Here is a 12,176-nt window from a genome sequence, read left to right as displayed (position 1 = left end):
ACTTTTGGCTAATTAAATTATGGGTCTGATTTTCTTGATGGGTGGCTACCAGATTAGCGAATCTCAACCGATGCACCGTTTTGAATATTGGCATATAGTTCAAGTACATCCCAGTTGGTCAGACGCACACAGCCTAAAGATGATTGGCGACTGATACCCTCAGGCACCGGTGAGCCATGAATGCCGTAGCTTGGTTTGTTCAGACCAAGCCATACCACACCAACAGGACTGTTTGGTCCTGGCGGTAAAATGAAAGTTTTTTTGTTGGTCTCGCTTTCACGATTGACAGTGGCTTTGTAGTGTGGCATTTTAACTTTATTGACTACTTTGTATTTACCCCCTGGCGTGGAAGTAGCGACACCACCAACGGTAGTTGGGTAGGTTGCCACCAGTTTATCGCCATCATAGGCATATAGGATTTTGTCTGTCCGATCGGCTATTACACGAGTGATGCGACCAGAGAAAGGTTTTCCTGTGTTGATAACGGTGATGGTCTCGCCTTCAACGAAGTTTTTATTTGGGTTGAGTTTTTCAAGATAATTAACAGACATATGGAAGCGTTCGCCCAACATCTCTTGAATATTTTCGTAGTTCAAGGCCTTTAATTTGGAGCGTGATTCGGCACTGCCTGGTAGTGCTTTATATGAGCCTTTGACATCATCGGTGGTGATGGTGTATGAGACAAGTACAGGTTGATTTGGGTCAATATCTTCAATCAATGCCGCCCAAGTTGCCTCGTCCATCTTTCCTGTTGGTTTTAGGTCTTTGATTTTTTGGAAATTAATCAAGGCTTTTTTGCTGTTCATGCCCCAACCGCCATCAATCGGACCAGGCGATGCGTGATTCCAGTCAAGTAGCACTTGTAGCTTTACCGTCATGGCGGTATTGACTTTCATGTTAGGCGACCAAGTGGACTGATTGACCGTCTTGGCGTAGTCTGATAAATTGACTGTTGTTATTCGTTTGCCATCTTGCTCAATGCTTTTGATGGCACTGGTGTCAGTATCAGCAAATTCTACCGCTTCACCTGTAACAATATCATCTTCTGCACTGGTTTCATTGGCATAAGCAGTGCTTGCAAGACCTAGATAAAGAGACAATAAAGTGCTAATAAATAATGGTTTTTTGTTAGCCATTGGTATGTCCGATTTAAAATTTTAAATTAAAATATTTATTTCAAAAGTAAAACACACTCATCATAACATAAAATAATGAGTCTTAAAAGTCAAATTACGAGTGGTTACGCACCGTTGACTGTTGTATTTGGCAGCTTACTTGGCTAATGATTGATTTACCAGTTCAATCGTACCGCTTGCTTGATAGATAAGCGTGGTGGTGCCACTTTCAAAATTAGCTTTGATGCCATCGTTGGTGTTTTTTGCCATTGACATTGCAGCCATCGGGTATACATGACGATGATTTGCCCCATCTAACTGCACTGAAACGATTTTGTAATCAGTTGCTCCAAAGGCAAGGCTGATGGCTTGTGCTTGCTCCAAAAAGTTCTTGGTGGCATTTAGGGTGAGACGTTTTTTGATGTTATTTTGTGTATTCTTTGAGACACTAAAAGATACATCATTAACCATCATGATGGACTGCAAATCACTGATGAGCTGACCGACTTCCTCAAAGTTTTGGCTTTTTAATTGTATTGATACATTGCCAGTAAAGCCTGTGATGGTGTTGTTTTTATCATAATTTGGATAGGTGCTTTGACTTTCTGTTTTTATGCTGACATTGGGGTATTTTTTGGCGATGGCTAGGGCATCGTTCATGGTTTTGTTTAAGATTTTGGCGATTTCTTTGGTGGTTTTGGCTTGGGCGGTTTTGGCTAGCCTTGCTTGAATTTCGTCATTAGCAACCTCTTCTTGTGCTTCCACCTGAAAGCTGATGCGGTTATAGGCTTGGTTATCATGGGCATGGCTAAATGTTGCAAGACTACCCATTATCCCCAAACTTAATGCGATGCTAAGACGAGTGATTGTGGACAAAGTGGTCATGAGTTGCTCCTTTGGAGTTCATTTTTGATAAGTCTGAATGAATGACGATGAATTGATGAATAATAGATTGGCAGATAGTAGATTGGTAAATAATGAAAAGCTAGCTTAAATATAATAAAAATCATCGTGTTGGGTTGTTTGCTTTTGGTGAATATTGGCTAATGTTATAAAAATTGTATGGGTATTGTTTTGTAGATTGGTAAGGCTGTTAATGCCGTCATCCAAAAAACGCATCATGGTGGTGATGCGTCTTTTTTGGGGTTAATCAAGCTTAATTTTGTCTTTTAATAAAAATTCCATGAGTGCTTTTTGGGCGTGTAGGCGGTTTTTAGCTTCGTCCCATACCACCGAACGAGCATCATCTAATAGGTCATGACTGATCTCTTCGCCACGATGAGCGGGTAGGCAGTGCATGAATAATACCTCCTTATCAGCAGTATCTAGCAACTTAGGGGTGATTTGAAATCCTGCAAAGTCTTGTTCACGCTTTTTTTGTTCAGCCTCTTGTCCCATACTTGCCCACACATCTGTAACCACAAGGTGTGAGCCTTTGACAGCATCAGCAACGCTGTTGGTTAAGGTTAAGCGATGGCTGTATTTGGTGGTAAGTTCGCTATTTGGTTCATAGCCCTTTGGCGTGGCAATATTTAGATAAAAGTCAAACTGCTCGGCGGCTAGAATGTATGAATTGCACATATTGTTGCCATCGCCGACCCATGTTACGGTTTTGCCTTTGATATCGCCTTTATGTTCAAAAAAAGTCTGCATATCAGCAAGCAGTTGGCAGGGGTGGTAATCATCGGTCAAGGCGTTGATGACAGGCACAGATGAATGCTTGGCAAAGGTCTGTACACGCTCATGGGCAAAGGTGCGAATCATGACAATGTCGGTCATGGAGCTAATCACACGAGCAGAATCTTCAATGGGTTCACCACGCCCCAGCTGAGTATCATTAGGTGATAAAAATAGAGCCTGACCACCAAATTGCCCCATGCCTGTCTCAAAAGATACACGAGTGCGAGTGCTAGATTTCTCAAAAATCATGGCAAGTGTACGCCCAACAAAAGGGTGATAAACCTCGCCTGCATGTTGCATTTTGCGAAGTTCGCTGGCACGATTGATGACTGTGCGAAGCTCTTGTTTGGATAGGTCAAGTAGAGTAAGAAAATGACGAACACTCATGAATATTCCTTTGCTTTATTAGGAAAAAATTTGAGTATATCAAAGCTTATTTTAAATGGCTAGTGGTTTTTACAACTTGAACCAAGTGATTGGTATCCCATATGGGGATTAAATGACAACTTTGCGTATCGGTCTTGTGGTGGTGCGACACATTATCTCATAGCCAATTGTCCCTGCATTGGCAGCGACCTCGTCAATACTTGGGGCGTCATCACCTCCCCACAAAATGACAGGCGTGCCGACATCGCAGGCTATTTCGGTGATATCTATCATCATGATATCCATCGTTATACGCCCAACTATCGGTGCAAGTGTGATTTTACCATCGATACTAACACCAACAGATGCATTCTTGATGACTCTGGGGTAGCCATCGCCGTAGCCACAGCTGACGATACCAATACGGCTTGGTTTGTTTGCTTGCCATAAAGCCCCATAGCTTACCGATTCACCTGTATCTACAGACTGCACCGCCATGATGTGCGAACTAAATATCATCGCAGGTTTAAGTCCAAGCGTGCGGTGTGTAATATGGCTAAAGGGGCTAGCACCATATAAGGCAATGCCTGTACGCACCCAGTCATGATGCTCGTTAGGATGATTTAAAATTCCGGCTGAATTACATAATGATGCTTGAATATCGCTACCAACACTGCTTCGCAGTTGCTCAAGTAGCACATTAAAACGAGCAATTTGTTTGGCGGTGATGGGGCTATCTGTTTCGTCAGCACAGGCAAAATGACTGGTCAATATGAGCTTATAGCCCATATTGTATAGGGTGTTGGCAGCTTTTATTGTCTCATCTTTATCAAAGCCTAAGCGGTTCATGCCGGTATTGTATTTTAACCAAATGGTGCGAGTAAAGCTGTTGTTGCAGGCGGGATATTTGATGGCAAAATCAAGCTGTGCTTGACTATGAATAACACAGCCAAAGCCTTGCTCTAAAGCGATTAGCCATTCGTTTTCGTCAAATACGCCTTCAATGAGAATAATTGGTCGTCTGATACCTAAAATATCATAGACTTTTTTAACCTCTAGGGCTTCACTCATGCACGCCACGCCAAAGGCATCGGCATCTTTTAATCCTGCCAGAGCGTAAGCAATGCCATGCCCATAGGCATTTGCCTTGACCATTGCCATAACTTTGGCGGGGTGGTTGGCATTTAGGCTGTTTTTGATGGTGGATAGATTGTGTGCTAAAGCATTTTGGTTGATGGTCAAGGTGGTGTTTCGCATTGCTGAGTGTCGCCTATGGGTATGTTGATTGAATGTTATTGGGTGGTTGATGATAAATCACATCTCTTCTTCATAATCTTCAGGCATACCATAGCCTTCGATAAAGTTGGTAAAGCGAGTGAATTGCCCTTCAAAGCGTAATGGCACAGTGCCAATCGGTCCATTACGCTGTTTACCAATAATAATCTCTGCAAAACCTTTATTATCCGCCTTGTCTTTATTATACACCTCATCACGGTAGATGAACATGATCAGGTCGGCATCTTGCTCAATGGCACCAGATTCACGCAAATCGGACATGACAGGGCGTTTGTTGGGTCGCTGTTCAAGACTTCGGTTCAGCTGTGATAAAGCAACGACAGGGCAGTTCATTTCACGAGCCAGTGCTTTGATGCTACGACTGATTTCACCAATTTCACCAACACGGTTATTCTCCATGCCAGGGATTTTCATAAGTTGCAAGTAGTCAATGATGACCATGCCCAGACCGCTTTCGTGGTTTTTGGCGATACGGCGGCAGGTGGAGCGAATCTCAGTTGGCGGTAGATTGTTGCGAGCATCTACATATAGGTGCTTATCTTGAATCATGGTAATGGCGGTGGATAATGCCGCCCATTCGTGTTCACTCATGTTACCAGAACGCAGATTGGTTTGGTTGATTTGCCCCAGTGATGACAACATACGAGTAACGATGGATTCAGCAGGCATCTCCATAGAAAATACCACCACAGGCAATCCCTGCATGAGTACTGATTCTGCCAAATTCATCGCAAAAGTCGTCTTACCCATTGATGGGCGAGCTGCCACAACAATCATATCGCCTTTTTGTAGCCCTTGTGTTTTGTTGTTTAGCTCTTCAAATGGCGTGGCAAGACCAATCATTGAGCCATCTCTTGCCTTTAGTTCAGCCAGCTGATTGGTAACATTCATTAGAATGTCGGTAATGTTTTGTACTCCCTGCTTGCCCACACCGCTGGTGTAGTTTTCGTTGATGCGAAAAATATCCGCTTCGACCGTATCTAGGATATCGCTTACTGTTTGTTTTTTTGGGTGGTAGGCGAGATTTAGCATATTGTTGGCGGATTTAATGAGCTGACGATACACCGAAAACTCACGCACTCGTTCGGCATACGGCACCAGATTAAATAGCGTTCCTCTACTTTGGTTAATCTGCATGAGATAGTCTTCACCGCCTGCAGCATTTAAAAGATTTTGGGCGTTGAGATAGTCATAAACCATCAGGCTATCATAAGGCTGATTTACCCTTGATAGATGTGTGATTGCCCGAAAAATATGCTTATGCCGTTCGCCATAAAAATCATCATCGGTAATGATGCTATCAATCTTTTCAAAGGATTCATCAATACTCATGAGTGAAGCAAGCAAAGCTCGCTCAATCTCAATACTATGAGGCGGTTGAAGGCTTAATAAGTCATCGCTACTATCATGAGTTTCTTTATTGGTTTTTTTGGTGCTGGTTGTCATGAATAAGTGTTCTTTTTTTAATATGATTGCTAAAATTTAGACACAAATTTTAGCACAAAAGCGATATAATAAATACTAAATTAAGTACGAAATTTATTCACCAAAACCTAAGATTGGATAAGAGAAAATCATCATGAATGACGCCATGCCTACAGCAAGCAAACCCCTACTTATTACCACAGGCGAGCCTGCAGGTATTGGCATGGATATTGTCATCGATGTCTTGTGCCACCATCGTGATGAGCTATCTATGCCGATTGTTATCACGGCAGACGTGACCGCTTTTTTTCAAAGAATGTCTGAACTAAAAGTGGTTGGTTTGATTGATGAAATGCCGATATTTAGGGTGATTGATGAGCAGGAAGTTTTTGATACCAACCAATTCCTAGCTGATTGTGTATATGTTATTCATACGCCTTGCAATGATGCTGTCATCTCTGGAAAGTTAAATGTGCAAAACGCCTACATGGTTGAAAGACAGCTTAGATTGGCACATAATTTGGCATCTGCCGGCGTGGTTGGGGCGATTGTTACTGCACCTATTCAAAAGTCGGTTATGATAGATGCCGGTATTCATCTAGATGATGGGCAGATGTTTTGTGGGCATACTGAGTATTTTATGCAAAAAGCAGGTTGTGATAAGGTAGTGATGATGCTAGCTAATGCCAAAATGCGTGTGGCACTTGTTACCACCCACATTCCTTTGAGAATGGTTGCTGATGCCATCACGACCATCGAGGTGCAACAGACGGTCGCCATTACCGAGTGGGCAATGCGTGAACAATTTGGTATAAAGCACCCAAAAATTCTAGTGTGTGGTCTTAATCCCCATGCAGGCGAGGGCGGTCATCTTGGTGATGAAGAGATTTGTATCATCAATCCAGTTTTGCAAGCATTTCGTGATAAGGGTGTGGACATCAGTCTTGCCATGCCTGCTGATACGCTATTTACTGACAAATATCTGTCTCAGGCAGATGCCATCATCGCCATGTATCATGATCAAGGGTTGGCTCCTTTAAAATCACATGGTTTTGGAGATACGGTTAATATCACGCTAGGATTGCCTTATGTACGCACTTCGGTAGATCATGGTACTGCTTTGGACTTGGCGGGAACTGGCAGAGCAAGTAGCAGTAGTTTGGTTCAAGCAATTAAGATGGCACATCAAATGATGAGCGGTAAACAAGAAAATCAACCAACCACAACCCAAAATATCATAAGTCTTAAAGAATAAGTCGTAATAGGTGGGAGTGGCAGATATGCCATCAAAGCCGACAGAAAATTTCTTAATAAAACCTTGTCCACACGGCAGACTAAGCACTTGTGAGATTTATGGCGACAGCTGACAAAGACAGATGGCTTTGGTGGTTAGGCATCTACGATGTTTTGATTGGCATACATCTGCAATGCTTCAGTTACGATTTGGGCTTGTGATTTGCCTGTTTGTTTAGACAAATCCTTGACCAGAGCCACCGTATCTTCATGCAGTTTAAAGGCTTTATTGACAATGCCACGGTGTGCCATGCTGTCTTCGTTGATTTGGTGGCGTGTCTTTGGGTTTGATATAGTTTTTGGCATTTGACAACCCTTTAAATTATTGCTAAGATAATCACAAGTTTTAGGAGAAACCGGGTGCTTGCACCACCCAGCTCAAGCCTTTTGGCTGGACTTAGTATTACCAATCAGATGTGCTGAATAATACTAAGATTAAAACGATTGCGATTTTGAACATTTTCATCGTTCATCTCCTAGGATAGCCACCACTTGACTTAGGTCGGTGGCGGTAACCTATCAAGACTCGGTGTTGCAACACCTTGTCTTGATAAAACATATTATAGGATATCCTACAAAAAAGCCAAGATAAATCTTGGCTTTTTTGTTTCAACTCAACTGCTTATCGTCTGATGAGCGGTTTTTTATTGGGTAAAAATCATGAAAACCATCCAGTTACCCGGTATTTTAGCCAAAAAGTTTGGCAGATTTTTCAGCTTAATGTTAAATCCATCTAGGCGAACATTTGATAGTTCATTCTGATAAAAACCCCATCACAATATGACCTGCACCCCAAAAGTTAGATGCTCGGTTTTTAACCCTTGGGGTGTTTTTTTATGACAAAACGCACCATTGTAGAACCAATTAAAATAAACCAAGTATATTCTTTGTGATAAATAGGATTGGTAATATGTGAGATGGAGTGGCGTTAAGGTAATATAAGTGATTTTTACGCAGTGAAATGATACAAAAAAACAACCCTTGAAAGCTCATGTTTTCAAGGGTTGTTTTATTTTAGCGAGCTTTTATGAACGCTGAATTGGTACCAGTGGTCGGACTCGAACCGACACGCTTTTAAGGGCAACGGATTTTGAATCCGTCGTGTCTACCAATTTCACCACACTGGCATAAGTGGCTGTTATGAAACATGTTGCGTATTATATAGGAATTTTAAGATTCGTCAAGTGTTTTTTGTAAATTTTACTAATTTTTTTATCAAATTTAGGATGCTAATTGATGAACGCCCAAACCTAATAGGCGACTTGTGCCATTGGCGGTTTTTTGTACTACGATCTGTGTGCTGATTCGCTCTTTTAGTGTCGTAACATGTGAAATGATACCGATCATCTTGCCTTCATCTTGTAGTGCGGACAGTGTTGATAGAGCGACATCGAGTAGCTCTTCATCCAGTGTGCCAAATCCTTCGTCTAAGAATAACGAATTGATGCTGATATTTTCACTACTCATGGTGGACAATCCAAGTGCTAATGCAAGGCTAATGATAAAACTCTCACCGCCAGATAAGTTTTTGGTGCTGCGTTCTTCGCTACCTTGATGGGTGTCGATGATATTGATTTCAAGTAAGTTTTTCTTATCATGCGTATTGTGCTGAAGAATATATCGTTCACTCATGCGTTGTAGTATCGCATTGGCATGATGTAGCATGAGTTGCAAGGTAAGACTTTGCACAAAATTACGGTATTTTTTGCCATCGGCTGAACCGATAAGCTCATTTAATTTACGCCAAATGGTAATATCTTGTTTCTTTTGATGGATTTCTTGGGTTAACTGGCTGTGTTTTTCACGATCAAGTGTCGCATCAAGTAAAATCTGCTGATTTTTTCCTAAGTTTTGTAGCAGGACTCGCTCTTGCTGTACAATTTTTTGTTTTTGGGCTTGTAACTCGGATAAAGAGACTTGCTGACAGGTGGTGTCTGTCAGATGTTTTAATAGCTGTTGTTCTTGCTCAAGGGTCTCACAAGTTTTTTTGATGGCGTAATCAATGGCATCTGACTGGTTCTGTAAAGACAATCTATCTGCTTCTTCAAGATAAGATGCTAAAAAATGTGCCACATCATTAAAGCCATGTGTAATCAATGCCTGATGAAATTCATTGGTAATGCCGTCAAACTTGCAATTAAGATGATTCAATCGCTCATTGACTTCCTGCTGTCTTTGCTTGACGGCTGCTAGTGTATGCTGATGCTGATGTTGTGCTAGTGTTGCTTGGTTGAGTTGTTCGCTCGCCTGCTCGATACGCTCCATCAGCTGGCGTGTCTCATTCTCAACATCCTTATCATCAAAAAGTGCCCATCGCCTTTGCTGTAAGCTACTAAGCTGCTCGGTGATGGTTTGTAGTTGCTTGGATATTGCACATTCATCATCGCTTAGAGTCTGTATTTGTTGTTCTTGATTGCTAAGGTGTATGTCAAGCCCATCAAGTTTTCGTTCTAACTCTTGATATTTGGTTTTGGCGTGTTGATGATGTTCAAAATCTTGTTTGATTAGATGAATGGTTTGCAAGATATTGTGGTGAATTGCCGTCCAATTTTTAGGGTTAGTGTGTGTGATGATGGGGGTGTTTTTCCCTAGCTTATGGCAAAGATGATTAATTTGCCCCAAAGTTTGGCTGATGTCATCGGTCAGCTCATCAAGCTCCTGCTGGCTGTTGGCGAAACTTTGCTTGGCCAAAGTGATTTGGTTGCTAATTAGCTCGCCGTCTTGTTTGATTGCTTGACAGGTCTCATTTGCCTGATTGAGAAGGGTGGTGATTTGGGTGATTTGTGGTTCTAGTGCTTGATATTGTTGCTGTTTTTGGTGCAATTGGTCAAGAGATTTTTTGATTTGTATTTGATGATTGGATAGTTCATCTGGTGTGATGGTTGGTGTTGGTAGTTTGTTTTCTTGGGTAAGTGTGTTGATTTTTGTGATAAGATCGTTGATTTTTTTGTCGTGAGCATGACTCTGGGCAGATAGCGTTGCTAACTGATTTGCGGTGTTGTTAATGTTGTTTTGTAGGATAAGGTTGTCCTGAGTGTGCTTTTGCAAAGCACTGTTTGTTGTTTTTAGGTGCTCACGAGTGTGTGTGATAGTCTCATCAATGTTAGTGTCCACTTGGGTTTTGGTATGACCGCTATTATCCTTGTAAGGATGCTCACATGAGCCACATAACGGACAGGGCTCGCCTGTGGCTAATTTGGCAAGGCGTTCTTGTAAAATTTGAACTTCTTGTTGAAGGGATTTATTATTTTCTAAAGCAATAAGTGTATTTTCTGCTTCTGCTAATTGCTGCTGTAGTGTATTTATCGTTTGTGTTAGCTGTGATGATCGCTCGTTGTCCGCTTTGATGGTGTTTTGGTGTTCATTGATGAGCAGATGGCGTGCTGATTGTTCTTGATATAGTGTGTGTAATTCGGTGCATATATGATACAGCAAGGTGTGCATGTGAATGCTTTGTTGCAATGACAAGCCGTAAGAATGTAGGTTGTCGGTCGCATCAGTACTGATGTTATTAAGATCTTGCTGTAGTTGGCTGTAAGTTTGTTGATGGTTTTTTAGTTGAGAGTTGGCATATCGATATGCATTTCGTTTTTGCTTAATGTCTGCTTCAAGTGCATCAAGTTTGGTTTTGTTTTTTTGGGTGTGTTGTGATAGCTGTTGCCATCTGACCTGTTGACGGTCAAACTCTTGTGTTAGGGCAGTCAATACACCTAAGTCTTGACTATCATCGTCACTCATGTTTTGAATACTCTCCTGCAAGCTAAAAAAATCAGCTTTAAGGGCGGTCTGTTCATTGGTGAGTTCGCTTAGTCGCTGTTTGGCTTGGTTAAGTTCATGCTGTTTTTGGCTGTGCTGTGTACCAAGCTCGATTTGTTGCTGACTTAGCTGAGTAATCTGTGTATCAAGCCCCTGTACTTCTTGGAGTAAGGGGGTGGTGGTTTTTTGAGCTTCTTTGGCATCCTTTAGTGCTTGATTGGCAAGTTTTTGTTTGGTGTTTGCCTGCTCAAGTAGGGTCTGCATGCCTATTTGTTTTTGGCGAAGCTCGTGCTGTTCATTGGTCAGCTCGGTTTTTTGTTCGTTTAGATTTTGGTAATGTGTGTATGTACCGTACAGTTTTAGTGCTTTATTGGCAAGGTGCAATTTATCAAGTTGTGGAGCAAAGTTGTTTTTTTCGTGTTCGTACTTTGCCAAAGATGTGGTCAGATTGGCGATTTTTTGTTCGCAGGCAAGTTTATTTTCTTGGGTTTTGATGTGTTTGTCAATGTTGATAAGCTGGTCTTGATGGGTTTTTAGTGCTTGTTCATCGGCATGAATGCTTGCCTTTAGGGCAAAAAAATCATCATCACTCATGACTTGATCATCGTCAAGTCTGTCTTGTAATACAGTCAGTTCCTGAAGTTTTTGTTTTTCGGTCAAGTGGGCTTGCATGCTGATTTTGGCATAGATTTCTGTACCGGTGATTTGCTCTAAAATCTCACCTTTTTCGCCAGCATCCGCCTTTAAAAAAGCAGCAAAATTGCCCTGTGCAAGCATCACCGACCGAGTGAATTGCTCAAAAGTCATGTGCATGATTTCTACAGCTTTTTTATCACAAAGGCTTGACTTGGTTTCAATGAGTTCGCCTTGGTTGTCTTGGGCGTGCTTAATACGGCTGATTTCTCGGCGAATGGCTTGAAGTTTGCCATCTGCTTTGTTGCCTGCTCGCCGTTGCTGCCACGCAAAGCGATACAATTTTCCCGCCATGTCAATATCTACTTGTGCTGCACATTCGCCTGTTCCTAGGCTCATCAGCTCATTTTGACTGGCACTGATTTGTTTGATGCGTGGCGTTTGCCCATAGATGGCAAGACAGATGGCATCTAAAATGGTGGTTTTGCCTGCACCTGTCTGACCGATGATGGCAAATAAGCCGTTACGCATGAAAGCATCACTACTAAAATCAATGTGCCAGCTGCCTTTAAGGGAATTTAGGTTGGTAAATTTTAGACTTAAAATTTTCAT

General features: G+C 41.9%; 8 protein-coding genes and 1 tRNA gene. 1 reads left to right on the top strand and 8 read right to left on the bottom strand.

Features of this window, described 5'->3' with window-relative positions:
* Window positions 1–53: 53 nt before the first annotated feature.
* The 5 genes from ACERC6_RS00990 to dnaB form a co-directional block, all read right to left on the bottom strand.
* Window positions 54–1,136, bottom strand: a complete 1,083-nt coding sequence (locus tag ACERC6_RS00990; protein ID WP_373627384.1) for a L,D-transpeptidase family protein — start codon at window positions 1,134–1,136, stop codon at window positions 54–56.
* Window positions 1,137–1,271: 135 nt separating this feature from the next.
* Window positions 1,272–2,000 carry an SIMPL domain-containing protein gene (locus tag ACERC6_RS00985; protein ID WP_373627383.1) on the bottom strand — a complete coding sequence of 243 codons (729 nt, stop codon included), beginning with the start codon at window positions 1,998–2,000 and terminating at the stop codon, window positions 1,272–1,274.
* A gap of 261 nt (window positions 2,001–2,261) precedes the next feature.
* A complete protein-coding gene (argF, locus tag ACERC6_RS00980; RefSeq protein WP_373627382.1) occupies window positions 2,262–3,182 on the bottom strand; it encodes an ornithine carbamoyltransferase in 921 nt (306 codons plus the stop codon).
* Between the two features lie 108 nt (window positions 3,183–3,290).
* Complete coding sequence (gene alr / locus ACERC6_RS00975; RefSeq protein ID WP_373627381.1) at window positions 3,291–4,418, bottom strand: alanine racemase; 1,128 nt, start codon at window positions 4,416–4,418, stop codon at window positions 3,291–3,293.
* A gap of 57 nt (window positions 4,419–4,475) precedes the next feature.
* Window positions 4,476–5,903: a replicative DNA helicase gene (dnaB, locus tag ACERC6_RS00970; protein WP_284674325.1), complete on the bottom strand. Its 1,428-nt coding sequence runs from the start codon at window positions 5,901–5,903 to the stop codon at window positions 4,476–4,478.
* A 133-nt stretch (window positions 5,904–6,036) separates the two neighbouring features.
* Between dnaB and pdxA the strand changes: the two genes are divergently transcribed.
* Window positions 6,037–7,137 carry a 4-hydroxythreonine-4-phosphate dehydrogenase PdxA gene (gene pdxA / locus ACERC6_RS00965; protein ID WP_373627380.1) on the top strand — a complete coding sequence of 367 codons (1,101 nt, stop codon included), beginning with the start codon at window positions 6,037–6,039 and terminating at the stop codon, window positions 7,135–7,137.
* A 134-nt stretch (window positions 7,138–7,271) separates the two neighbouring features.
* On the opposite strand, the gene ACERC6_RS00960 is transcribed toward pdxA, so the two are convergent.
* The 3 genes from ACERC6_RS00960 to ACERC6_RS00950 form a co-directional block, all read right to left on the bottom strand.
* Window positions 7,272–7,481: a hypothetical protein gene (locus ACERC6_RS00960; protein ID WP_284674327.1), complete on the bottom strand. Its 210-nt coding sequence runs from the start codon at window positions 7,479–7,481 to the stop codon at window positions 7,272–7,274.
* Window positions 7,482–8,215: 734 nt separating this feature from the next.
* A tRNA-Leu gene (locus ACERC6_RS00955) sits at window positions 8,216–8,302 on the bottom strand.
* Window positions 8,303–8,396: 94 nt separating this feature from the next.
* Entirely contained in the window at window positions 8,397–12,176 is a 3,780-nt protein-coding gene (locus tag ACERC6_RS00950; protein WP_373627379.1) for an AAA family ATPase, read from the bottom strand.

The sequence above is a fragment of the Moraxella sp. E33BD genome (assembly GCF_041807865.1).
Taxonomy (GTDB): domain Bacteria; phylum Pseudomonadota; class Gammaproteobacteria; order Pseudomonadales; family Moraxellaceae; genus Moraxella; species Moraxella haemolytica.
Note: the sequence above shows the minus strand (reverse complement) of the source record. Positions and strands in the feature narration are given on the sequence as shown.

Bases quoted from the DNA above. Each gene is read 5' to 3' on its own strand.
- ACERC6_RS00960 (WP_284674327.1), bottom strand. From the start codon at position 7,481: ATGCCAAAAACTATATCAAACCCAAAGACACGCCACCAAATCAACGAA.
- pdxA (WP_373627380.1), top strand. From the start codon at position 6,037: ATGAATGACGCCATGCCTACAGCAAGCAAACCCCTACTTATTACCACA.
- dnaB (WP_284674325.1), bottom strand. From the start codon at position 5,903: ATGACAACCAGCACCAAAAAAACCAATAAAGAAACTCATGATAGTAGC.
- argF (WP_373627382.1), bottom strand. From the start codon at position 3,182: ATGAGTGTTCGTCATTTTCTTACTCTACTTGACCTATCCAAACAAGAG.
- ACERC6_RS00990 (WP_373627384.1), bottom strand. From the start codon at position 1,136: ATGGCTAACAAAAAACCATTATTTATTAGCACTTTATTGTCTCTTTAT.
- ACERC6_RS00950 (WP_373627379.1), bottom strand. From the start codon at position 12,176: ATGAAAATTTTAAGTCTAAAATTTACCAACCTAAATTCCCTTAAAGGC.
- alr (WP_373627381.1), bottom strand. From the start codon at position 4,418: ATGCGAAACACCACCTTGACCATCAACCAAAATGCTTTAGCACACAAT.
- ACERC6_RS00985 (WP_373627383.1), bottom strand. From the start codon at position 2,000: ATGACCACTTTGTCCACAATCACTCGTCTTAGCATCGCATTAAGTTTG.